The organism is Pseudidiomarina marina (genome assembly GCF_003987045.1).
Classification (GTDB): domain Bacteria; phylum Pseudomonadota; class Gammaproteobacteria; order Enterobacterales; family Alteromonadaceae; genus Pseudidiomarina; species Pseudidiomarina marina.
On sequence record NZ_PIPZ01000003.1, the window covers coordinates 194,781 to 217,712 of the forward strand.

The 22,932-nt window shown below is 48.1% G+C and carries 20 protein-coding genes; 12 read left to right on the forward strand and 8 right to left on the reverse strand.

Annotated features, from left to right (window positions below; translation table 11 throughout):
* On the reverse strand, window positions 1-486 hold the full coding sequence (locus CWI76_RS09460; RefSeq protein ID WP_126760100.1) for a YajQ family cyclic di-GMP-binding protein: 486 nt from the start codon (window positions 484-486) through the stop codon (window positions 1-3).
* Between the two features lie 177 nt (window positions 487-663).
* Between CWI76_RS09460 and CWI76_RS09465 the strand changes: the two genes are divergently transcribed.
* The 4 genes from CWI76_RS09465 to CWI76_RS09480 all read left to right on the forward strand — a co-directional run bounded on the left by CWI76_RS09465 (window position 664) and on the right by CWI76_RS09480 (window position 5,032).
* Window positions 664-1,575, forward strand: coding sequence for an alpha/beta fold hydrolase (locus CWI76_RS09465; protein ID WP_126760101.1), 912 nt, complete (start codon window positions 664-666; stop codon window positions 1,573-1,575).
* The gene (locus CWI76_RS09470; RefSeq protein ID WP_126760102.1) at window positions 1,566-2,609 is read left to right on the forward strand and encodes a hypothetical protein; all 1,044 of its coding nucleotides are present in this window, start codon (window positions 1,566-1,568) and stop codon (window positions 2,607-2,609) included. Before CWI76_RS09465 ends, CWI76_RS09470 begins: the two co-directional genes overlap by 10 nt.
* Window positions 2,610-2,688: 79 nt before the next feature.
* On the forward strand, window positions 2,689-3,969 hold the full coding sequence (locus CWI76_RS09475) for an O-acetylhomoserine aminocarboxypropyltransferase/cysteine synthase family protein (protein ID WP_126760103.1): 1,281 nt from the start codon (window positions 2,689-2,691) through the stop codon (window positions 3,967-3,969).
* Window positions 3,970-4,063: 94 nt separating this feature from the next.
* Entirely contained in the window at window positions 4,064-5,032 is a 969-nt protein-coding gene (locus tag CWI76_RS09480) for an alpha/beta hydrolase (protein WP_126760104.1), read from the forward strand.
* Here the strand turns inward: CWI76_RS09480 and CWI76_RS09485 are convergent.
* The 4 genes from CWI76_RS09485 to CWI76_RS09500 form a co-directional block, all read right to left on the reverse strand.
* Window positions 5,029-6,345, reverse strand: a complete 1,317-nt coding sequence (locus tag CWI76_RS09485; RefSeq protein ID WP_126760105.1) for a DASH family cryptochrome — start codon at window positions 6,343-6,345, stop codon at window positions 5,029-5,031. The genes CWI76_RS09480 and CWI76_RS09485 overlap by 4 nt on opposite strands.
* A 5-nt stretch (window positions 6,346-6,350) precedes the next feature.
* Window positions 6,351-7,454 (reverse strand): NADH:flavin oxidoreductase, encoded by a 1,104-nt coding sequence (locus CWI76_RS09490; RefSeq protein ID WP_126760106.1) that lies wholly within the window; start codon window positions 7,452-7,454, stop codon window positions 6,351-6,353.
* A 75-nt stretch (window positions 7,455-7,529) separates the two neighbouring features.
* A complete protein-coding gene (locus CWI76_RS09495; RefSeq protein ID WP_126760107.1) occupies window positions 7,530-9,182 on the reverse strand; it encodes a M48 family metallopeptidase in 1,653 nt (550 codons plus the stop codon).
* Between the two features lie 14 nt (window positions 9,183-9,196).
* Window positions 9,197-9,790, reverse strand: coding sequence for a LemA family protein (locus CWI76_RS09500; RefSeq protein ID WP_126760108.1), 594 nt, complete (start codon window positions 9,788-9,790; stop codon window positions 9,197-9,199).
* A gap of 81 nt (window positions 9,791-9,871) precedes the next feature.
* Between CWI76_RS09500 and gmk the strand changes: the two genes are divergently transcribed.
* The 4 genes from gmk to CWI76_RS09520 are packed head-to-tail and all read left to right on the forward strand — an operon-like array spanning window position 9,872 to window position 13,351.
* On the forward strand, window positions 9,872-10,513 hold the full coding sequence (gene gmk / locus CWI76_RS09505; protein WP_126760109.1) for a guanylate kinase: 642 nt from the start codon (window positions 9,872-9,874) through the stop codon (window positions 10,511-10,513).
* 44 nt (window positions 10,514-10,557) lie between these two features.
* Window positions 10,558-10,833: a DNA-directed RNA polymerase subunit omega gene (rpoZ, locus tag CWI76_RS09510; protein WP_126760110.1), complete on the forward strand. Its 276-nt coding sequence runs from the start codon at window positions 10,558-10,560 to the stop codon at window positions 10,831-10,833.
* Between the two features lie 5 nt (window positions 10,834-10,838).
* Entirely contained in the window at window positions 10,839-12,956 is a 2,118-nt protein-coding gene (gene spoT, locus CWI76_RS09515) for a bifunctional GTP diphosphokinase/guanosine-3',5'-bis pyrophosphate 3'-pyrophosphohydrolase (RefSeq protein ID WP_126760111.1), read from the forward strand.
* Between the two features lie 2 nt (window positions 12,957-12,958).
* Window positions 12,959-13,351: a Rid family detoxifying hydrolase gene (locus CWI76_RS09520; protein WP_126760112.1), complete on the forward strand. Its 393-nt coding sequence runs from the start codon at window positions 12,959-12,961 to the stop codon at window positions 13,349-13,351.
* On the opposite strand, the gene CWI76_RS09525 is transcribed toward CWI76_RS09520, so the two are convergent.
* Window positions 13,348-14,673 carry a Na+/H+ antiporter NhaC family protein gene (locus tag CWI76_RS09525; protein ID WP_126760113.1) on the reverse strand — a complete coding sequence of 442 codons (1,326 nt, stop codon included), beginning with the start codon at window positions 14,671-14,673 and terminating at the stop codon, window positions 13,348-13,350. The two genes, CWI76_RS09520 and CWI76_RS09525, sit on opposite strands and share 4 nt — an antisense overlap.
* Window positions 14,674-14,874: 201 nt before the next feature.
* On the opposite strand from CWI76_RS09525, the gene CWI76_RS09530 reads away from it, so the two are divergent.
* Window positions 14,875-16,326: a carbon-nitrogen hydrolase family protein gene (locus CWI76_RS09530; RefSeq protein ID WP_126760114.1), complete on the forward strand. Its 1,452-nt coding sequence runs from the start codon at window positions 14,875-14,877 to the stop codon at window positions 16,324-16,326.
* A gap of 30 nt (window positions 16,327-16,356) precedes the next feature.
* Window positions 16,357-18,006, forward strand: coding sequence for a fatty acid--CoA ligase (locus CWI76_RS09535; RefSeq protein ID WP_241968006.1), 1,650 nt, complete (start codon window positions 16,357-16,359; stop codon window positions 18,004-18,006).
* 64 nt (window positions 18,007-18,070) lie between these two features.
* Here CWI76_RS09535 and CWI76_RS09540 read toward each other — a convergent pair whose 3' ends face one another.
* Window positions 18,071-19,363, reverse strand: coding sequence for a M20 family metallopeptidase (locus CWI76_RS09540; protein ID WP_126760116.1), 1,293 nt, complete (start codon window positions 19,361-19,363; stop codon window positions 18,071-18,073).
* A 99-nt stretch (window positions 19,364-19,462) separates the two neighbouring features.
* A complete protein-coding gene (locus tag CWI76_RS09545; RefSeq protein WP_126760117.1) occupies window positions 19,463-20,101 on the reverse strand; it encodes a TIGR01621 family pseudouridine synthase in 639 nt (212 codons plus the stop codon).
* A gap of 48 nt (window positions 20,102-20,149) precedes the next feature.
* On the opposite strand from CWI76_RS09545, the gene trmH reads away from it, so the two are divergent.
* Together trmH and recG are read left to right on the forward strand one after the other, a co-directional pair.
* Window positions 20,150-20,836, forward strand: coding sequence for a tRNA (guanosine(18)-2'-O)-methyltransferase TrmH (trmH, locus tag CWI76_RS09550; protein WP_126760118.1), 687 nt, complete (start codon window positions 20,150-20,152; stop codon window positions 20,834-20,836).
* On the forward strand, window positions 20,833-22,914 hold the full coding sequence (gene recG, locus CWI76_RS09555) for an ATP-dependent DNA helicase RecG (protein ID WP_126760119.1): 2,082 nt from the start codon (window positions 20,833-20,835) through the stop codon (window positions 22,912-22,914). The genes trmH and recG overlap by 4 nt, the downstream gene beginning before the upstream one ends.
* Window positions 22,915-22,932: the final 18 nt, after the last annotated feature.

The window sequence follows — 22,932 nt, forward strand, 5'->3', positions numbered from 1 at the left end:
TTAGTCGCGGAAGTTCTCGAACTGCAATGGTAATTCGATATCTGAGCTACGCAACATGGCAATTGTTTGCTGTAAGTCATCACGTTTTTTACCGGTTACGCGAACTTTATCGCCCTGAATGGACGATTGAACTTTCAGCTTACTCTCTTTGATTTTTTTGGTGATTTCTTTGGCGAGCGGCTGGTCGATACCTTGTTTGAACGTTAATGCCAAACTGTAGGTTTTGCCGCTGTGGGTTGGCTCGTCAGGGATTTCAATTCCAGCAAGACTAATATTTCGTTTCGCACAGTGATTATTAAAAATATCCTGTAACTGACGCACCTGGAAGTCAGATTCTGAGGTGAGGGTAACGGTTAAGTCATTCAGCTCAATGGTTGCTTCAACACCGCGAAAATCAAATCGAGTGGTTAGTTCGCGGGTGGCATTGTCGACAGCGTTCTTTAATTCAACTTTGTCGATTTCTGAAACAATATCAAAACTTGGCATGGGTGAATCACCTTATCATTTATGTCTTATCAGAAGTTCTGACACTGATTATCGCAATAACCTTGCGCTTATACAAAAAAACATTTAGACATCTAAACGTCCATATTGATATTTACCAAGAAAGCCGCTACATTAGGCGCATCTAAACGACACCGTTTATTCCAAAAGGTTATTGTTATGACAAGCGTTCCGTCGCTTCTTAGTGAAACCCATCAATGCCCAGTACCCGGTGGTGTGTTGTATCTCAATGAACTGGGTTCAGGGCCGCTGGTATTGGTGCTCGGCGGTATTTCTGGCGATAGGCAAGCAATTACTGGTGCTGATGATGGCTGGTGGCAAGGTTTAGTGGAAGCGATTGATCCGAATCAATTCACTATTGTCACGGTGGATTATGCGGGTGGCAACGGTGAGTCTGAAGTCGTGTCGGTACCGCAAACCATCGCTGAGCAGGCGGCTTATATCAGTACTGCACTACAAGAGCTAGGCTGGGTCGAGTTTCATGCGGTTGTCGGTGGTTCGTATGGTGGCCTCGTCGCATTGGAGCTTGCGCAAGATAAACTACTCAATTTCGAACGTGTCGCCGTTATCGGTGCCGCCCACCGACCTACCGCACAAGCTGTGATGTTACGAGCGCTACAACGCGAATTTGTGCGCCTAGGTGATGCCGCCGGTCAACCTGAACGCGGTACTCAGTTAGCACGCGCGCTGGCGATGTTGAGTTACCGTAGTGCCGATGGCATGGACCAGTACTACCCTGATCCCCAAGATGCCGTGAATTATATTGAAAGTCGCGGATTGCGAACGGTGCAACGATCGCTCCCGCGGGCGCGACAATTATTTGAAGTATTTGGGCCCGCACTCGACAGCTATCGGATTGAGCCTTATCACATTGAGCAGCCAACGTTAGTTATCGGCTTTGCTAGCGATCAGCTGGTGCCACCAAGCTTGCTCCATGCCTTTCACGAACAATTACCGGATGGCCGCGGCTGTCATATTTTCTCGTCGACCTATGGCCATGATGGCTTTATCAAGAACACCGCGGATTACGCTCCGGTGTTGAAACAGTTTTTGGAGTTGCCATGCAGTTAGGCATTCTGGTTGTTGGGTTAGGAACGATAGGCCAAACATGGTTACAAGATTACGCCGAGCGATTACCTGCCAATGTGTTTGTGCATGCTGCGGCAAACTCAAAGCACGTTTGGCGCTGGCCGTTACCAGAGGGCTGGCAGAACCAACGCGAGCCACAAGTGGATGAGGGAGCTATCGTTGCTGAAATCAAAAATCTCGTTCAGCAAGGCGTCGCTACGGTTGTTCTTGACCTTACTGCTTCTAAACAGGTCAGCCGTGATTACTTGGCCTGGATTGATGCTGGCGCGCATATTATTAGCGCAAACAAATATGCTGGTTCAAGCAATCCTGATTATTATCAAACGCTACGTGAACGACTTCAAAACCGTCAACGCCACTGGTTGTATAACACCACCGTTGGTGCGGGCCTGCCTATTCAAAAAGCGATTCGGGAACGACTAGATTGCTTTGATGCAATCACTGCCATGGAGGGAAATTTTTCCGGTTCGTTATCATGGATTTTTCAGCAATATCGACCCGGAGATAAGTTATCAGACTGCCTTCGTAAAGCGGCTGAGCTTGGTTACACAGAACCCGATCCGCGGATTGATTTCAGTGGTATGGATGTCGCTCGTAAGTTATTGATTTTGGCGCGCGATGCAGGCTGGGCATTCCAGTTGTCGGAGGTCGAATTACATAATTTAGTGCCGCCAGCCCTGCAGCAAGTATCGCTAGAAACGTTTTGGCAGGAGCTTGAGCAGTTTGATGAAGCGTTTGACTGCTGGCGCTTAAAATACCATCCCGACGCCAAGCAGTTTTGCTACATCGGCAAAGTTGAGGAAGCACCTTCTGGCAACATAAGAGCATTTGCGCAATTACAGCCTATCGACATGGATTCACCGTATGCACATCTGCCCCCAGGCAATGCGAATTTCATTATTCGAAGTCGCCAATATCAGCACAATCCGCTAATCATTCAAGGCCCAGGAGCTGGACCCGAAGTAACTGCGGCCGGTGTTCAAAGCGATATTTTGGAACTACTCAAACGTCTTTAAAAAAATAACTTGCACCATAACGTCATTTAATTATTATGGACGTCTAAACGTATAACCATCTATTTCATTTGAGGCCGATATGACTGCGAACTACCAACCCGCCACGCTTGCTATTCATCATGGCTATGAAACCGACCCGACGACCAAATCGGTAGCGGTGCCGATTTATCAAACCGCTGCGTATGCATTTGACAGCGCACAACATGGCGCTGACTTATTTGATTTGGCGGTACCGGGCAATATTTATTCACGCATTATGAATCCAACCAATGATGTGCTCGAGCAGCGTGTAGCTGCCCTCGAAGGGGGTATTGCCGGGCTGGCTGTAGCATCTGGAATGGCCGCAATTCATTACACCATACTGACTCTCGCTAAACATGGCGACAACATTGTCACGACGCCGCAAATTTATGGAGGTACGTACACATTATTTGCACACCAACTACCGGCATTGGGCATTGAAGTGCGATTCGCAGAAAGCGATAGTCCAGAGGCGTTAGAGCAGTTGGTTGATGCCAACACCAAAGCGCTTTATTGCGAGAGTATTGGCAACCCAGCAGGGAATATCGCTGACATTCCGGGTTTCGCGGCAGTGGCCGATAAGCATGGTGTGCCACTGGTGGTGGATAATACTGTTGCCACACCTATTCTTTGCCAGCCGATTGCCCTTGGCGCGCATATTGTCGTTCATTCATTAACCAAGTATATCGGCGGTCATGGCACCACCATAGGCGGCATCATCATTGATGGTGGCAATTTTGATTGGGTAAAACATAGTGAGAAATTCGCACAATTCTCACAACCTGAACCGGCTTATCATGGCGTGGTGTATAACGAGGCATTTGAAGCGGCAGCGTTTATCGCAAGAGCGCGCACGGTGGCTTTGCGTAATACCGGCGCTGCGTTATCGCCGTTCAATGCCTTCTTGATTTTACAGGGGCTTGAAACACTTGAGTTACGTATTGAACGACACTGCGAAAATGCCAAGAAAGTGGTTGATTATCTGCAGCAACACCCGCGGGTGGCTTGGGTAAATTACGCCGGATCACCGCAGCATCCAAACTATGGTTTAGCGCAGAAAATTATTAAGGGTGGGTTACCTGCATCACTGTTAACCTTCGGTGTAACAGGTGGTTATGAAGCCGGTGTGCGCTTTTACGACAAACTCAAATTGTTCAAGCGGCTCGTCAATATTGGCGATGCAAAATCGTTGGCGTGTCATCCTGCATCAACAACACATCGACAGCTTACCGTCGACGAACAAGAAAAAGTGGGTGTGAAACCCGAAGCCATTCGGTTATGCGTGGGAATTGAGCACGTTAACGACATTATCGCGGATCTTGAACAGGCGTTGGGCTAATTCACCGAACGTAAAGACTGTTGGCGTTGCGTAAAGAAATGATATTATCGGGAACATTATGTCAAATGTCAGATAAACATGTTGAGGATCCCCGATGTATCGCAAGCTGTGTTTTGGACTATTCGCTGTCGCTCTTCTGCAAGGGTGCGCTACCTACGTAGAGCATAAGCTTTCGAGTCGTGTCGAGCCACTCGGGATTCCAGCAAATATGCCCGAAGTGATTGCTGATCTGGGCGGCGAGCAGCGCCAGTTTTGCATGCCTTATCTTGATGGTTGCACGCAATACTTATATGCGCCACCAATTACCGACGTTAATAAACGCAACTTCGAATTTACTGCGGTGGGTGAAAACACAACACAAGAATACAAGCTCAGTTTAAACCGTCAGCAAATTCCAGAAGCGCGACGCGGTACCATGGTGATGCTGCACGGTTACGGTGGTTCGAAAGAAACGATGTTTTTCTTAGCTGAATATTATCGTTTTTTGGGTTTTCATGTGGTTATTCCCGACTTGAAGGGGCATGGTGGCTCGTCACATGAACAACCGGGATTTGCGGTTGATGATGTGGCAATGATCACCACGCTGATTAACTCATTACCAGCTCGCGAACGGCCGCATCCGCTATTTATTACTGGTTTTTCAATGGGAGCATTAGCTGCGGTACACGTGGCTCGCCAACGCAACGATATAAGCGGGCTCGTGTTGCTGGCGCCGATGCGTCAATTTGAAGATGCAGTGTACGAAGTGAGTAAAATTACTCATGAGCAAACCAGCAAAATTGTTTCGGAGAAATCCATTCGTGAAGGGGTTCAAAAGACGCTCATGAAGCGCGATATTGACCCCGCAACGCTTGATCTACATCAGGTGCTGCCGCCGGTGAAAGTACCAACGCTGATCTTAGCGAGTAATGTCGATAACGTTGCACCGTTTGAGTATTTCAAAACGCTCGAATCACGCTATGTGAATGTAAAGGAAATTCCTGAACGTCATCACTTTTTAATGGCAATTATCGATCCGAAAATGCACGAGCATTTGTATCCTTGGCTGCAGCGTCGCCGCTAGCTTATTGGCCAGTCGGCGGCGTCGATATGATCAAGCCGAGCATCGAACGTATTTCCTTGCCAGCGATGGATGAACTCGCCTTGCGGATCATACATCGAAGTTTGTTTGGCTAAATCAAACCAACGATGGCCACGCGGATCTGCGCCGACACCTGCGAGGTATTGCCAATTGCCCCAGTTCGCGGCGACATCGTAATCAATCAGTTGCTGCTCAAAATAGGCCGCGCCATATCGCCAATCAAGTCCAAGCTCGTGAACAAAGCAGCTAGCAACTAACTGACGACCGCGATTCGACATGTAGCCCGTTTCATTCAACTGTTTCATACATGCATTGACGATAGGGTAAGGCGTATTGCCTTGACACCACTTTTGGAAACGCGCCGGATAAAAACTTGTGGTTGGGCGGCGTTGCTGAATGCCTTCGAACGCAAAAAGTTTTTTATTGTGGTAGTGGGCATACCAATGAAAGTATTCACGCCACAATAGTTCGATAAAAATCCAGTAGGTGCTGTCATTGGCGCCTTGTTCAGTTTCATGCGTGGTTAACTGAAAAAGTATTTGGCGTGGTGAAACTGCGCCAACAGCCAGCCAAGCTGAGAATTTGGTGGAATCGTTCCAATTATCCAGGGCATTTCTCGTTTGCTTGTAGGTTTGGGCAAAACTGCCAGCAAAATAGTTATGAATATGCGTTAAGCCAGCACGGCTACCGCCGACAAACTCGGTTGGTGATGCTTGATTCACCCAAGTTGTTCGGCCAAGTGTTGTTGGGGGCGGCGGTAATTGCGTCGGTGGTGCCAATGGCGTTTGTATTGTGGCGCGTAAATTAGAGCCTTCAATATGTTTACGAAACTTTGAAAAACTTTCTGGTAGTTCAGTAACCATCTCAGCCAGTTGCGCACGTTCAAATAAGGTCGTTGCGTCAGCCTGCACGTAGTCTAAAAAAGGGTAGCGTTCGCGCACAATGTCATAATACTGGCGCTCGTAAGTACCGCTATGATGGCTACGATAAATTACATCGATACCGTATTGACTAATGAGCTTGGCAACTGCGGCAAGTGGCGCTTCATAACTAACGAATAGATGTTGACCTAAGTTTGCTAATTGCTGATCGAGATCAGCCAGTGTCTGTTGCAGAAACTGCCAGCGTTTCTCACCAATACTGCGCAATCCGTAGCGATTCGGTTTAAACCATTTCGGATTGACGCAATACAGGCAAATGAGCTGCTGGCATTCTTGCTGAGCTAAATGAAGCAAAGGGTGGTCAGCAACCCGCAGGTCGCTTTCAAACCAAATGAGTCCCACCCGATGTTTCATTTTGATTAGACCAACTCTTTTAATGAAGCTTTGCTAAACGCTTTCACCTCATCTTCTTTACCGTCGCGCATTTTTTGTAACCACTGTGGATCTTGCAGCAGAGCGCGACCCACAGCGATCAATTCAAACTCATGGTTAGCCATGCGCTTCACGAGTTCATCAATGCCCGATTTTTCTACTGCGGGTTTATCGGAAGCAAAGGTACCGCTGATAAAATCTTCAGTTAAACCAACACTGCCAACTGAAATAGTGGGTTTGCCGGTTAACTTTTGTGTCCATCCAGCGAGGTTTAACTCAGAGCCCTCAAATTCAGGTTCCCAGAAGCGCCGCGTTGACGCGTGAAAAATATCAACACCGGCGTCCACTAACAAATCAAGTAGTTGTTTCAGCTGCTCAGGGGTTTCAGCGAGTTTGGCATCGTACTCTTGCTGCTTCCATTGTGAAAAACGAAACACAATCGCAAAATCTTCGCCAACGGCTTCACGCACGGCTTTAACAATTTCACAAGCGAAGCGAGCTCGGTTTTCTAATGAACCGCCATACTCGTCATCACGAATATTTGTTCCTTCCCACAAAAATTGATCGATCAAGTAGCCGTGCGCGCCATGAATTTCTACGCCATCAAACCCAGCTTCTTTTGCTTGTTTAGCCGAATCCGCGAAAGCCGCAATCACCTCGTTGATATCGTCTTTAGTCATTGCTACGCCGCTTGGCTTACCTGGTGCAAACAAACCTGATGGGCTATAGGCTGGCGCCGCATCGTCAGTTTCTGGTTTGCGCACCGCACCAACGTGCCACAACTGTGGAATAATCTGACCACCAGCTGCGTGTACCGCTTCCACAACGCGTTTCCAGCCGGTCATCGCTTCGCCGTAGATTTTAGGTACATTCGGGAAGCCACTGGCGCCGGGATGGTTTATCTCGACACCTTCCGTGATTATGAGGCCGACTTCACCTTCCGCGCGGCGTTGGTAATACTTCACGACGGCATCATTTGGCACATTACCGGGCGAGAAACTGCGAGTCATTGGTGCCATCGCAACGCGATTACGAAGGGTTAACGACTTACACGAAAATGGTTGTAATAAAGGGGATAAATCCGTCGACATGATAACTCCTTGAATCAGTCAGGTACGGGGAAATACGCACATGCCGACGAAATCGATCGCATTAATTATGTAAAACTATGATGCAGAATTCGTCAGCATTTCATCGGGAAGTGGCTCTTCAATGCAAGCGCACAAGGTCGCGACTAATTTGCGTTCAGTTTCTGAGATATGTTGGTCAGAAGTCACTGTTTCAACCCATTTTTGCACTAAAGGTTGTTTTGCTTTTGGTGACCAGCTCTTACACGTGTTCAACGCTAGCTCGAGTTGCTTTAAGTTTAACGACTGTTGCTGCTCTGCACGTTTGAGCGCAACCACAGTTGCAGCAAAGGCTTCAGCGTTATCTATTTTTTCTTTGAAGCGTTTTGATTCAGTCAGCTGACGAGCAAGCAATTGATACAAACACCAATGAAATAAATCATCGCTTTGCTCGAGTTGTTCGAGATCCTTTAGTAATGCTAATCGATCGCTATCACCGGCAACTCGCAGTGCTGGAATAGCCAGTTCAACCAACGCTAATTGTTGCGCTGCACTCAATTCACTCAGCTGCGGATGATTCTCACCCAGTAATTGGCCAACCATCATATCGCGAATAAATTGTGGCGCTTGCTTCGGTGACCGCACTCGTTCTAACAGAAGCGCTGGCAACGCGAGCATCGCTAAGCGGTTCAATGCCGAGGGTTGCGGCTGACTGGCCTGTTGTTCTGCAGTTGACTGAACCATTGCTTTGCTGGGCTTTGGATAACGGCCATTCCAACTCGGCTGAATACGCTTGATGCGCCGATCAAGCGGTGGGTGGGTTGCCATGAGCGTGAACCAGGAGCTTAATGCTTGGCCGAAAAATAAGTGTGCAGTCTCATCAGCATTCGTATGAGCTATTTTACTACCGTACTCGCGCGCGCCGATTTGTTGAAGTGCTCCGGAAAGAGCTTCTGGATTACGAGTAAATTGAACCGCCGCAGCATCAGCAAGGTATTCGCGCTGACGACTAACTGCGGCTTTGATGATGTTGCCAAAAAACACGCCAATGTAGCCAATAATAAACAAAGCTAAACCAACTAACGGGAGAGCGTTGCCATTGCCGCGTCGGCGTGACGAGCTAAATCGCGCAGACTGCAGAAAAATACGCCCGACGTGTGCAATCAATAAAATGCCTGCAAGGGCTGCAATCAAGCGGATATTTAAGCGCATGTCGCCATTTAAAATATGGCTAAATTCGTGTGCTACAACGGCTTGCAATTGTTCGCGAGAAAACGTTTCAACGGCCCCCCGAGTTAAACCAATCACCGCATCTTTGCTTTCATAGCCAGCAGCAAAGGCATTGATATTGGCCTCGTTAGGCAACAAATATACCGCTGGAACTGGCATATTGGCTGCAATGGCCATTTCTTCTACAACATTGAGAATTCGACGTTCGAGCGGATCGGTGGAGTTCGGTTCAATGCGCACACCACCTAAGCTTTCTGCCACCACATGGCCGCCGGGCTTCAAGCTTAGCCATTTCACCAACATAGCGATTAAAATGCCGCCGCCGACAATGACGACAACCCAAGCAATGGGTTGCCAACTGAATTGGTATTCGCCGTTTTGCTGTACCGCAATACCACCAAAAATAGCCGCAGTAACAACCGCTACTAAACCGATAATTAGGGTGAAAGCGACTAAAAATAGCACCACAAGCAGGCCGGTATTACGCTTGGCCTGCTGTTGGTGTTCGAAGAAATTAACCATGCTGCGAACCTAAATTAAAAGTTAACTTTTGGCGCCGCTTGTATTTCTGCGCTATCGGCAAATTCGAGCAGATTGGCATCTTTGCTATGACCAAAAAAGCTGGCGAATAGGACCGGTGGAAATGATTGACGATAGGTGTTGTAAGTCATCACCGCATCGTTAAAGGCTTGGCGCGAGAATGCAACACGATTTTCTGTGCTGGTCAACTCTTCGCTCACTTGCATCATATTTTGGTTGGCTTTTAAATCGGGGTACGCTTCCATGACAACATTTAATCGACCCAAAGCACTTCCTAACGCCGACTCGGCTCCTCCTAACTGCTGCATTGCCCCAGCGTTGGTTGGATCTTTTGCTGCTTGCGGTAATGCCGCCGCGGCTTGGTTACGTGCCGAAATAACCGCTTCAAGCGTTTCCCGCTCGTGTGTTAAGTAGGCTTTCGCCGTTTCGACTAAATTGGGAATTAAGTCATAGCGACGTTTGAGTTGGACTTCAATTTGCGCAAACGCATTTTCAAATTGATTTTTGAGTCGCACCAGTTTGTTGTATATGCCAATTAAGTACACCAACACCACTACTGCAACAATGATAATAATCCATCCTGTAGTCATCCCAGCTCTCCGCTCTAGTTATTTTACTATGCAACATGCTATGCTTTGCCGTTATTAGCAAGCCGATCAATGTAAGTATTCATGACAACATCAATCGCCACCGGCAATTTATTTATTTTGGCTGCACCAAGTGGTGCAGGTAAATCCAGTTTAATCCGTGCTTTGCTTGCGCGCCACACTGAAGAAAGTATGCAGGTGTCGGTGTCATGTACAACGCGGGCTCCACGGCCCGGCGAAATTGATGGTGTGCACTATCATTTTCTTACCGAAAGTCAGTTCAAAGAAAAAATCGATAACAATGATTTTTATGAGTGGGCGCACGTATTCGGTAATTACTACGGTACTTCGCGTAGTTACATTGAGCATACCTTAGCGCAAGGTATCGACGTGTTTTTGGATATCGATTGGCAAGGTGCACGTCAAGTTCGTGAAGCTCACCCGCAAGCGCAATCTATTTTTATTGTGCCGCCAAGCCTTGAAGTACTTGAGCAGCGACTTCGCAGTCGTGGCCAAGACAGTGACGAAGTGATTCGTTCGCGCATGGAAAAAGCACAAGCAGAAATGTCGCATTATCATGAGTTTGATTACTTGTTGGTCAATGATAAATTTGAGCAAACCTTGGCGCAGCTTGAGCATATTGTGTTTGCCCAGCGCCTTAAGGTAGCATTACAACAAGTGCGGCATGCCGCTAAACTCAAAGATCTCTTGGCGAATGACGGGTAAATCCGTATAATTCCTGACCCGTTTTGCACATAGTTGGAGTAAACATGGCTCGCGTAACCGTAGAAGATGCTGTTGACCGTATTGGCAACCGATTTGATTTAGTGCTCGTAGCAGCACGTCGTGCCCGTCAATTGGCAACCCAAGGCAAAGATGCCCTGGTACCTTGGAAAAACAATGAAAAAGCAACCGTTGTCGCTTTACGCGAAATTGAAAGCGGCCACATTGATGCGAAGCGTTTAGACGCAGAAGAACGCACTGAAATGGCGCAAAAAGACGCCGAAGAAATGGCTGCCGTAGACGCAATTCGTGGGCTTGAGTAAATCGGGTGTATTTGTTTGAGGGCCTCAGGCAACAGTTAGCTGAGTACTTGCCACCCGAACAGGTGGAGCAGGCTGCTGCGGCCTTCAAATTAGCCGCTGATGGACACAAACATCAGAAGCGCCATAGCGGCGAACCCTATATCACTCATCCCGTTGCGGTCGCAGGCCTATTGGCCGACATGCGACTCGATCACGAAACCATCATGGCCGCTTTGCTACATGATGTGATCGAAGACACCGAATATACCCAAGAAGATCTTGCTGAACAGTTTGGCGCAACCGTCGCTGAGCTCGTTGAAGGCGTTTCCAAGCTCGACAAACTGCAATTCAATTCTAAAGAAGAACTGCAAACTGAAAACTATCGCAAAATGATTATGGCGATGGTGCAAGATATTCGTGTCATTTTGATTAAGCTTGCTGATCGCACACACAACATGCGCACCATTGGGCATTTACGCCCAGAGAAGAAACGCCGGATTGCGCGCGAAACTTTAGAAATTTATGCGCCGTTGGCTCATCGCTTAGGTATTCACGACATTAAAAATGAGCTGGAGTTGTTGGGCTTTCATGCACTTCATCCCTGGCGCGCGAAATTACTCGAATCAGAAGTCAAAAAGGCACGCGGAAATCGTCGTGAACTTGTCGAACGCGTGCAAACCGAAATTGAAAAACGTCTAAAAGATGTGGGTATCAAAGCACGTGTTTTGGGACGAGAAAAGCACTTGTACAGCATCTATCAAAAGATGAAGCACAAAGAGTTGAAGTTCGAACAAGTGATGGATATCTACGCTTTTCGCGTGATTGTTGATGAGCTGGATACTTGCTATCGCGTGCTGGGTGCCTTACATAACTTGTACAAGCCAATCGAAACGCGTTTCAAAGATTACATTGCTATTCCAAAATCCAATGGCTATCAGTCGTTGCACACCAGTTTGAAAGGGCCTCATGGTATTCCGGTTGAAGTGCAAATTCGTACCGAAGAAATGAATTTGATGGCCGATCGCGGTGTCGCAGCCCACTGGCTTTACAAAACCGACGAGAGTACGGGTACTACCGCACAAGTACGTGCACGCCGCTGGATGCAAAGTTTGCTTGAATTACAGCAAAGCACGGGTAACGCATTTGAGTTTATTGAAAACGTTAAATCTGAGCTGTTTCCAGAAGAAATTTACGTGTTTACGCCAGAAGGTCGCATTATCGAATTGCCGCAAGGCGCAACCCCGGTAGATTTTGCTTATGCCGTGCACACGGATATCGGTAATACGTGTATCGGTGCGCGTGTTAATCACAAAGTATCGTCATTATCGAAGCCGCTTGAGACCGGGCAGACGGTCGAAATTAAAACGGCGCCAGGTTCGCGGCCTAATATTGCTTGGTTAAACTTCGCAGTTACCGGAAAAGCCCGAGCGAAGATTCGGCAGTATTTGAAGGGGCAAGAGTCACGTGAAGCGGAGCAACTTGGCGAACGTTTGTTACGCGCAGCGCTCGGGCCAATTAATTATGACGACATTCCGAAGGCTGATTTTGAGCGTGTTCTTAATGAAGTGAAACTGAAAGATGTGTCATCGTTGCTGCGTGAAATTGGCTTAGGCAATATGATGTCGATTGCTATCGCCAAACGGTTACTCGGCGAGTTATCGCAATTGAAAGATGAGCAAGACGCAATAGCTCAACCGAAAACAACGCTAGCCATTCGTGGTGCCGAAGGTTTATTAGTAAGCTTTGCTAAGTGCTGTCGACCGATTCCTGGTGATGACATTATTGCCCACGTAAGCCCCGGTAAAGGGCTGGTGGTACATCGCAAAGAGTGTAAGAACGTGCGTGGTTACGAAGAAGAGCCAGGCCGTTACTTCCCTGTGCAATGGGAAGCCAATACAGAAGCTGAATTTACCACTGAAGTGCGGGTGGAAATTGTCAACCATCAAGGCGCTTTAGCTAAACTTACGGCATCCATTTCAGCGACAGGCTGCAATATTCATGGCCTGAAAACTGAAGAATTAGATGCCAATATTTATTACATTGATATCGCACTGAGTGTGCGAGATAGGAAACAACTCGCCGATGTGATCCGCCACATTCGAAAAATGCCGAATGTACAGCGGGTTTGGCGGTTAAGGAAGTAAATATGTCAAAAGTAATTATTAGTACTGAAAAAGCACCAGCTGCCATTGGCACCTATTCGCAGGCAGTGAAAATTGGCACCACCGTGTATCTATCCGGTCAAATTCCGTTGGTTCCTGAAACCATGGCGTTTGTCAGTGAGGAATTTCGCGCGCAAGCGGTGCAAGTTTTTAAAAATTTAAGTGCAGTGTGCGAAGCCGCTGGTGGTGAACTGCAAGACATGGTCAAAGTACAAATTTATTTGACTGATTTAGGTAACTTCCCAATTGTGAACGAAGTCATGGCTGAGTTTTTTGCGATGCCATATCCTGCGCGCGCCGCAATCGGCGTCAAAGCGTTGCCGAAGGGCGCGCAAATTGAAATTGATGGCGTGATGGAGCTACCAAGCACCAATTAAGCCACTGCTTCGCTGGTGCGAGCCTCTAACGGCTTGCGCCAGATGATCATGGCAATAGCGACACCTGCCAGTATAAAGCAATAACCGGTGTGAATACTGACATCAAGTGGCGACAACCCAAAGCTCGCTCCCATCAATAATGCTTGCGCACCATAGGGCAACGCGCCTTGTACGACACAGGCAAAAATATCCAGCAAACTCGCACTTTGGCGTGGGGCTAAATTACCTTCTTCGGCTAAGCGCTTGCTAACTTCACCAGAAAGCAAAATAGTGACTGTATTGTTTGCCACAGCAAAGTTGGTTAAGCCAGTGAGGGCTGCAACACCAAATGCTGCGCGTTGCTGTTTATGTTTGAACAAGCGACTAGTCATGCTACTGACGGTGTTGGCTAGAAACTTCAAACCACCCTGCTGACGAATCAGCGCTGATAACCCACCAATAAGCAACGAAAGTAAGAAGATTTCTTGCATACTGGTGAAGCCTTCATAGATATCTTTGCTAAACGCCACCCATTCGTAGCCAACCGTGGCCATGCCGAAGGCTGCAGCAAGAATAATCCCTAACGTGAGTACGGCGAATACGTTCAAACCAAGTACCGCCAACACAATGATAAAAAAGTACGGCAGGCTCAGCCAAAGGTTTGCCTCTGGAATTTTCGGTGGGACCGCACCGGTATCATAGGTGAACAACCAGATCAGTGTGAGTGCAGCTGCCGGTAACGCAATCTTTAGATTCGCTTTAAACTTATCACTCATTTCGCAGCCTTGTGTACGCGTGGCGGCAATGGTGGTATCGGAAATAAATGACAAATTGTCACCGAACATGGCACCGCTTACGAGTACACCGGCGAGTAACGCTAAATCGATTTCCGCTGCTTGGCCTAAACCTAAAGCAACGGGCGCTAACGCAGCGAGCGTTCCCATTGACGTTCCCATGGCGGTCGATACCACGGCAGCAATGACGAACAAACCTGGTAACAAGAATTGTGGCGGAATAACGTTTAAGCCGAGTGCAACCATCGCATCAACGCCGCCCGTTGCAGCAGCGACTGTTGAAAATGCGCCGGCTAGCAAGTAAATCATGCACATAGTGACAATGTTGCGCTCGCCAACGCCGGCTACAAAGGTATCAATACGCTCTTCAAACGCTTGCTTGCTTAAAATGACGCCTAGAATAATGGCCGGCAATATTGCTACGGGGCTGGCGAGTTGATAAAACGCATAATCGACACCTGATAGTTGGAAGTAGATCCCGGTGCCAAGGAACAGCGTAAGAAATAAACCAAGCGGCAAAAGCGCCTTGGCACTGGCTGGTTGTGTCATAAAATTCCTTGCTTCAGTGATGTTGTTATTTAGACGTCCAGAAGTTTATATGTCTTATCTTGACGTTGCAAGCATCGCGTAGAACGCTTACCTTTAATTCAAGTTGTACACAGAACCACAAAGGATGTCTATGAGCCCGGATGAACTTACTTACAGTTACGTAATCTTCGCAAAGAGGATTACCCACAATTAAAAGCCTTGATGGATAAGGTTTATCCCGATATCGGTGGGGCTTGGGGTGAGCATACCATCTTGAAATTGGTTCAAGAGTTTCCAGAGGGCCAAATTTGTCTAGAAGATAATGGCCAACTGGTTGGCGTCGCACTGACGGTGAAGGTGAAATATGCCCGCTTTAGCAACCCGCATACTTATGATGACTTAATGGATGCGCGTGAAAATATTCTTAATGATCGCAAGGGCGATGCCATTTATGGCCTGGATGTCTTAATTCATCCGGATTATCGTGGTTACCGCCTTGGCCGACGCTTGTATGATGCGCGCAAAGAGCTTTGTCGGCAGTCCAACCTGAAGGCAATTCTTGCTGGTGGTCGTATTGTGAACTTCCATAAATACGCCGATGAAATGACGCCCGGCCAATATATTGAAGCCGTGCACCGTCGCGAAATCTATGACCCCATTTTGACTTTCCAACTGGCAAACGACTTCACGGTAAAACGGTTATTGGGTAAATACCTGCCAGAAGATAAGCGCTCGGTTGGTTTTGCGACTTTATTAGAGTGGAATAACTTTTTATACGAGCCGTCCGACAATATTCTTGGCTCGCGTATTCGTAACGTGCGAGTGGGTGCAGTGCAATGGCAAATGCGTGAAATTGACTCGGTAGAAGAGATGTTACGCCAGGTTGAGTATTTCGTGGATGCCATATCAAGTTATCAAAGTGATTTTGCGGTGTTCCCCGAGTTTTTTAATGCGCCGTTGATGGGGCTCACTGACCAGAGTCAGCAAAAAGACGCAATTCGTTTCTTGGCTGGATTCACCGAGCGCTTCAAGCGTGAAATGTCACAAATGGCGGTGAGCTATAACGTCAATATCATTACGGGCTCGATGCCGATTAATGAAGACGATGTGATTTATAACGTCTCTTACCTGTGTCGTCGTGATGGTACGGTTGAAGAGCAACGAAAGATTCATGTTACGCCGCACGAAAAACGTGATTGGGTCATTGAGGGTGGTGATCAGGTAAGCGTGTTCGATACGGATGCCGGTAAAGTGGGTATTTTGATTTGTTACGACGTCGAGTTTCCTGAACTAGGTCGCTTGATGGCAAATGAAGGCCTCGAGATTTTGTTTGTACCGTTTTGGACTGACACCCGTAACGCTTATTTGCGTGTACGCCATTGTGCACAAGCGCGCGCTGTTGAAAACGAATGTTACGTAGTTACCTGCGGTAGTGTTGGGAACTTACCGCAAGTAGAGAGCCTCGATGTTCAATATGCGCAGTCGGCGGTATTCTCACCATCTGATTTCGCGTTCCCATATGATGCGATTATGGCCGAAACCACGCCAAACACCGAGCAGTTAATATTTTCTGATCTGAACTTAGATGAATTGCGATATTTACATCACGAAGGTTCGGTGACGAATTTAAAAGATCGCCGTACCGATATTTATGAAGTGACCCGTAAGTGGTAACAAAAAAATACAGAACAACAAGGAATCATTATGCCGGTAAAATTATTGAAACCAACTGAAGAGGCATATCAATACCCTCTACTCATTAAGCAGTTGCTGCTCTCAAGCCAACGCTACGCGGGTGAGAATGAAATTGTCGGGGGTAACAATGGCAAACGCTACAGCTATCAAGAGTTTAATGAGCGGGTTTGTCGGCTTGCCAACGTTTTAACTGAAGCGGGGGTAAAAGCTGGTGATGTCGTGGCGGTACTCGATTGGGATACACCACGCTACCTTGAATGCTTCTTTGCTATTCCGATGATTGGCGCGGTGTTACACACTGTCAACGTACGTTTAGCACCAGAGCAAATTGTCTACACCATGAATCATGCTGAAGACAAAGTGGTGTTGGCTCATGATGATTTTCTACCGCTCTTGGCGAAAGTGAAACACGAGTTAATGACGGTTGAAAAATATATTCAACTTAGTGACTCAGACACACCACCAGAGTCGCCTTTAAGTACTGAAGGTGAATACGAAGATTTGATGCGCAGCGCATTGCCAGATTTCGATTTCCCCGATTTTGATGAAAATGCCATTGCCACCACGTTCTATACCACGGGAACCACTGGCAACCCGAAAGGCGTGTATTTTTCGCATCGCCAACTCGTGTTACACACCATGGCGTTAGCAGCGACCACGTCAATGAACGACAACATGCAATTGATGCAAGCATCGAGCGTGTACATGCCAATTACCCCAATGTTCCACGTGCATGCATGGGGTGTGCCGTATGTCGCCACCATGATGGGCTTGAAGCAGGTGTACCCAGGCCGCTACGAGCCGGCAACTTTGCTGAAACTGTTTGTGACTGAGAAAGTAACGTTCTCACACTGCGTACCAACAATATTACAGATGGTGCTGAGCAGTGAAAAAGCCAAAGCGATTGATTTTAGCGGCTGGCAAGTGCTCATCGGCGGTAGCGCATTAACAGCTGGACTAGCGAGTGCCGCGTTAGAACGTGGTATCGAAATTTATACCGGTTACGGTATGTCGGAAACCTGTCCGTTATTAAGCACCACATGGATGCCTTTGAATGCGGATGAATTTAGCCATGATCAACAAGTCGCTGAACGAATTAAAACGGGTCGTCCGGTGCCTTTTGTGAACATGCGCATTATCGATAGCAATGGCCGCTTCTTGCCGCACGATGGTGAAGCGATGGGCGAAGTGGTGGTGCGTACACCTTGGCTCACTCAGGGTTATTTAAATGAACCTGAGAAAAGCCAAGAGCTATGGGCAAATGGTTGGATGCACACGGGTGACGTCGGTACTATCGATAGTACGTATACACTGCAGATTCGTGATCGCATCAAAGATGTGATTAAAACAGGTGGTGAGTGGGTATCATCCTTAGATATTGAAAACCTGATTAGCAAGCATCCCGATATCGAGCTTGCGGCAGTGATTGGCTTGCCTGATGACGAATGGGGCGAGCGCCCGCATGCTATTGTCACCGCGCGAGCTGGCGCCAAAGTAGATCGCGACGTGGTTGTTGCGCATATGCAGCAATATATCGATGAAGGCCTGATTGAGAAATGGTACGTGCCAGATACGGTGAAAGTGGTGGAAGAAATTCCACGCACTAGCGTCGGTAAAATCGACAAGAAAGTGATACGCGAGATGCTGAAATCGAAGTAGTCTCGACGCCAAAACGAAAAAGGCCCAAATAATTGGGCCTTTTTTATGCTCAAATTTCACTCAGTTATTTAAGCTTGGCGTAATCGAATACCCAGTTCACGTAAAGTTCGGTACCCGTTTTTAATGCATCCTCGTCAGCATAGAAGTACGGCGAGTGGTTGCTTGGCGCCTCTGCCGGATCTTGTCCTTCCGGCGTAATTCCTAAAAATACGAATAACCCCGGAACCTCCAAAGCATAAAACGAGAAGTCCTCCGCACCAGTTACTAATGCATTTACCTTCACATTGTCGGTGCCTGCTACGCGTTCCATGGTTGGTAACATTTTGCGTGTCAGCTCTGGGTCATTAATGGTAACAGGGTAACCTTCATCAATGTGGACATGTGCTTCAGCGCCACTGGCTTTCGCGGTGTGCTCTGCGGTAGCTTTCAAGTTCTCAAAAATTTGCGCACGGTTATCCATATCAAAGTTACGAATGGTGCCTTCTAAGTACACTTCGTCTGGGATGATGTTGTTACGTACACCGCCCTCGACAATGCCGAAGCTCACAACCGCTGGCGCTTTGGTGATATCGATTTGACGTGACACAATGCTTTGCGTGTTACTGATTATTTGTCCTGCGGCCACAATCGGATCGACACCGCCCCAAGGGCGTGAGCCATGAGTTTGGCGGCCTTTTACATTAATTTCGAAACGGTCTGACGACGCCATCAGTGGGCCTTCACGATAGCCAATTTGTCCGGTGTTACCGGCCGACCAGACGTGGATGCCAAACACCGCTTCTGGCTGGTACTGCTCAAACAGACCTTCTTTTAGCATCAGCTCAGCGCCGCCTTCTTCACCTACTGGCGCGCCTTCTTCAGCCGGCTGGAAGATAAATACCACATTACCAGCAAGCTGATCGCGCATCGCCGTGAGCTGCTCAGCCGCACCCATTAACATGGCCACATGTAAGTCATGGCCGCAGGCATGCATAACACCAACTTCTTTACCGCGGTATTCAGAAACTGCTTTTGATGCGAACGGCACGTCGGTTAATTCAGTGACTGGTAGTGCATCCATATCAGCGCGTAAGGCAATTGTTGGGCCCGGCTTGGCACCCTTGAGTAAACCGACCACACCAGTGTGCGCAACGCCGGTTTGTACCTCTAAGCCGAGCTCTTCGAGGTGCTCTGTGATGACTTTGGCAGTGCGGAATTCACGGTTACTTAATTCAGGATGTTGGTGCAAGTCGCGGCGCCACTCAATGACTTTTTGTTCGAGATCGGCGCCAATTTTTACGGGCTGTTGAGCTGCTGCCGCACCAGCAAATGAACCAAGCGCTGTGATGAGCGCTAAACTTAATAGATTGTGTTTCATGGCAACTACCTTCAGGTTAAAAAACAAACATGAAATGAGTATGCCGCTTTTCGGACTACATTGCCAAGCTCAACGATGGTCGTATAGCTTATGAAATGTTCAGAATATCTCGATTGTTGCGGGTAAGTCTGCGAAGTGCTCGTAAGTTGGCCAAGGCGCTGTAATGTCAAACATCTCTCCGGCATAGTGAAATTTTAATTTCCATGCATGTAGATGAAGATGCTCAGCAACCTCTCCGCCGTATCGTTCATCGCCGCAAATGGGCACACCGAGGCTTTTTAACGCGACGCGTAGCTGATGGGTACGCCCTGTGATGGGTTTCAGCACATAAAAGCGATACCCCGGTTTGAGTGAATAACTGAGAAAACGTGTCTGCGCTGGGTTTTCTTGGCTGTGAAGTAAACGCCAATTACCGCGGCGAACCTTTTGCATATCGCCACTAATTAGTCCCTGCTTTTTCTTTGGTTTGCCAGCGCTGATGGCAAGGTAAAATTTTTGCATTTCGCGGTGAGCAAAAAGGCCGCTTAGTGTTGCGGCTGCATCATGGTTACGGGCTACTAACAAGGCGCCAGATGTTGGTGTGTCTAAGCGATGTACGGGCCACAATGGTTCACCGAGTTGCTCGCTAAGTTGATGAACCACGCTGAACTCGTTATCGTTGGCATGCATCGGCGCGCCGGCGGGCTTATCTAGCACATAAAAATCAGGGTGGCGAAATACTATGGATAACTCTCGCATGCCGTTATACTTGCCTCAGTTCTATATAAAATATAGTTGGAAATCATCATGTCGCCGGAGCGCTTCGCACGTATTTCGCAACTGTTAGACCAGCGTCAACCTGATCTTACGTTGTGTTTGGAGAGTGTCCATAAAAATCATAATTTAGCCGCTTTAGTTCGCACTGCCGATGCCGTAGGTGTGCATGAAGTGCATGCTATCTGGTACGAGCGCCATTTTCGAATGACACGTGGTGCAGCCGTCGGTAGCGAAAAATGGGTGAAAGTTAACCATCACGATGGCTTGCAGCCGGCCATTGATCAGTTGCGTGACGAGGGCAAACAAATTCTCGTTACCAATTTGTCTGATCAAGCCGTTGATTTTCGAACCATTGATTACACCAAACCCACGGCGATTATATTAGGGCAAGAACGCCGTGGCGTCACATCTGAAGCGATTGCTGCGGCAGACCATCAAATTATTATTCCGATGGTGGGCATGGCCGAATCGCTGAACGTCTCGGTTGCGGCGGCGGTGATTATGTATGAGGCGCAGCGTCAACGTGAGGCTGCAGGGTGTTATCAACAACCGACATTGGCTAAAACTGAGCGCCAGCGCGTACTTTTTGAAGGCGGGCATCCGATATTTGCGCGACTTTGCCGACTCAATGATATTCCGTATCCAGCACTTGATGAACAAGGTCAAATTGCTGCTGATGAAACTTGGTGGCAACAAATTCGGAGTGCCAAGCGATGACTTCAGATGGCCTGCATCGAATTCCATTAAGCACGCTAAAAGGCGTGGGGCCAAAGCTCCAAGCGAAGCTTGAGAAGCTTGGTTTGGTAAGTGTGCAGGACGTTTTATTGCATCTACCGCTGCGTTATGAAGATCGCTCGCGTATCTATCCGATTGCGGCATTACAGTCCGGTACCAGTGCAACGGTTATTGCTGAGGTGGTGAAAGCCGAAGTGGCCTATGGTAGGCGACGAATGCTGAAAGTGAGAGTGCGTGACGCCAGCGGTGTGCTAAACCTGGTGTTTTTTCAATTTTCAGCCGCGCAATTAAAGCAATTTGCACAAGGAACGCAATTACAATTATTCGGTGAAGTGCGCCGTGGCATCAATGGCCCAGACATGATTCATCCTGAATATAAGATTGTTGAGGGGGTAGCGCCGCAGCTTGGTGAAGAGGTTTTAACGCCGGTTTACCCTGCCACTGAAGGGGTGCAGCAAGCGACATTGCGTAAAATAAGCGAGCAAGCACTCACTTATTTAAATGAACAAGCTTTGCCTGAATTACTGCCGGAGCCATTGCGGCCAGGCGGAATTAGCTTAGCGCAAGCACTTCGAACCTTGCATCGTCCGCCGCTTGATGTCAGCTTGCAACAATTAACCGAAGGTACACACCCCGCTCAGACACGCTTAGCCGCTGAAGAATTATTGGCGCACCAGCTTAGTTTGTTGAAATTGCGCGCGGTAAAACAAGCACATCAGGCACGTTCGCTACAAGTGAACACCGCCCTTGAGCAAGCGTTTCTGGCGCAGCTACCATTTAAGCCAACAGGAGCACAGCAGCGTGTTGTACAAGAAATTCAGCACGATTTAGCACTCGATTTTCCGATGATGCGACTCGTTCAGGGGGATGTTGGCTCGGGCAAAACCTTGGTGGCAGCATTGGCCGCATTAACCGCTATCGGGCAAGGATATCAAGTTGCATTGATGGCACCAACCGAGATACTTGCGGAGCAACATGCACTGACGTTTCGGCAGTGGCTCGAACCGTTAGGTGTGCGCGTGGGTTGGCTTGCGGGCAAACAAAAGACCAAAGAACGACAAGAAAACTTAGCGCACATAGCTAACGGTGATGTGCAGTTTATTGTTGGTACGCATGCACTTTTTCAAGCTGACGTGAATTATCACAACTTAGCGCTCGTGATTATTGATGAACAGCACCGTTTTGGCGTGCACCAACGTTTAGAATTGCGTCAAAAGGGCGTGGTTCAGGGGTATCAGCCGCACCAACTGATCATGACAGCAACGCCCATTCCAAGAACGCTCGCGATGACGGCCTATGCCGATTTAGCAACGTCAATTATCGACGAGTTGCCGCCGGGTCGAACACCAGTAACAACTGTGGCGATTCCGGATACACGCCGCGACCAAGTGATTGAGCGCGTGCATCAAGTGTGCACCGAACAGGGCCGCCAAGCGTATTGGGTGTGTACGCTCATTGAAGAGTCGGAGGCTCTGCAGTGCCAAGCCGCCGAAGATACCGCAGCGCAATTACAAGAAGCGTTACCGAACTTGCGCATTGGCTTGGTTCATGGTCGTTTAAAAAGCCAAGAGAAAGAAGCTGTAATGGCTGCGTTCAAAGCGCACGAACTTGATTTGCTGGTGGCGACAACTGTCATCGAAGTTGGCGTTGATGTACCGAATGCGAGCTTAATGATTATTGAAAACCCCGAACGGCTTGGGTTGGCTCAGTTACACCAGTTGCGAGGCCGTGTAGGTCGCGGTGCTGCAGCCAGTCACTGTGTATTGCTTTATCATGCGCCGTTATCGAAAACAGCGACCAAAAGATTAGCTGTACTTCGCGATAGCAGCGATGGTTTTGTTATTGCGCAACGTGATTTAGAACTTCGTGGCCCAGGTGAGTTGCTCGGGCAAAAGCAAACAGGCTTAACCGAAATGAAAGTGGCTGACTTGGTGAAACATAGTCATTTAATCGATCAAGTTCAGCACCTTGCCCACACGATTTGGGAACGCTACCCACAAACAGCTGATGCATTGATCCAACGCTGGTTACCGCGTCGTGATCACTACGCCCAAGCTTGATTTCGTAGTACACTAGCG

What these genes read in the sequence shown, in the direction of transcription:
- CWI76_RS09460 (WP_126760100.1), bottom strand. Translation starts at nt 486, where the DNA reads ATGCCAAGTTTTGATATTGTTTCAGAAATCGACAAAGTTGAATTAAAG.
- CWI76_RS09465 (WP_126760101.1), top strand. Translation starts at nt 664, where the DNA reads ATGACAAGCGTTCCGTCGCTTCTTAGTGAAACCCATCAATGCCCAGTA.
- CWI76_RS09470 (WP_126760102.1), top strand. Translation starts at nt 1,566, where the DNA reads ATGCAGTTAGGCATTCTGGTTGTTGGGTTAGGAACGATAGGCCAAACA.
- CWI76_RS09475 (WP_126760103.1), top strand. Translation starts at nt 2,689, where the DNA reads ATGACTGCGAACTACCAACCCGCCACGCTTGCTATTCATCATGGCTAT.
- CWI76_RS09480 (WP_126760104.1), top strand. Translation starts at nt 4,064, where the DNA reads ATGTATCGCAAGCTGTGTTTTGGACTATTCGCTGTCGCTCTTCTGCAA.
- CWI76_RS09485 (WP_126760105.1), bottom strand. Translation starts at nt 6,345, where the DNA reads ATGAAACATCGGGTGGGACTCATTTGGTTTGAAAGCGACCTGCGGGTT.
- CWI76_RS09490 (WP_126760106.1), bottom strand. Translation starts at nt 7,454, where the DNA reads ATGTCGACGGATTTATCCCCTTTATTACAACCATTTTCGTGTAAGTCG.
- CWI76_RS09495 (WP_126760107.1), bottom strand. Translation starts at nt 9,182, where the DNA reads ATGGTTAATTTCTTCGAACACCAACAGCAGGCCAAGCGTAATACCGGC.
- CWI76_RS09500 (WP_126760108.1), bottom strand. Translation starts at nt 9,790, where the DNA reads ATGACTACAGGATGGATTATTATCATTGTTGCAGTAGTGGTGTTGGTG.
- gmk (WP_126760109.1), top strand. Translation starts at nt 9,872, where the DNA reads ATGACAACATCAATCGCCACCGGCAATTTATTTATTTTGGCTGCACCA.
- rpoZ (WP_126760110.1), top strand. Translation starts at nt 10,558, where the DNA reads ATGGCTCGCGTAACCGTAGAAGATGCTGTTGACCGTATTGGCAACCGA.
- CWI76_RS09520 (WP_126760112.1), top strand. Translation starts at nt 12,959, where the DNA reads ATGTCAAAAGTAATTATTAGTACTGAAAAAGCACCAGCTGCCATTGGC.
- CWI76_RS09525 (WP_126760113.1), bottom strand. Translation starts at nt 14,673, where the DNA reads ATGACACAACCAGCCAGTGCCAAGGCGCTTTTGCCGCTTGGTTTATTT.
- CWI76_RS09530 (WP_126760114.1), top strand. Translation starts at nt 14,875, where the DNA reads ATGGATAAGGTTTATCCCGATATCGGTGGGGCTTGGGGTGAGCATACC.
- CWI76_RS09535 (WP_241968006.1), top strand. Translation starts at nt 16,357, where the DNA reads ATGCCGGTAAAATTATTGAAACCAACTGAAGAGGCATATCAATACCCT.
- CWI76_RS09540 (WP_126760116.1), bottom strand. Translation starts at nt 19,363, where the DNA reads ATGAAACACAATCTATTAAGTTTAGCGCTCATCACAGCGCTTGGTTCA.
- CWI76_RS09545 (WP_126760117.1), bottom strand. Translation starts at nt 20,101, where the DNA reads ATGCGAGAGTTATCCATAGTATTTCGCCACCCTGATTTTTATGTGCTA.
- trmH (WP_126760118.1), top strand. Translation starts at nt 20,150, where the DNA reads ATGTCGCCGGAGCGCTTCGCACGTATTTCGCAACTGTTAGACCAGCGT.
- recG (WP_126760119.1), top strand. Translation starts at nt 20,833, where the DNA reads ATGACTTCAGATGGCCTGCATCGAATTCCATTAAGCACGCTAAAAGGC.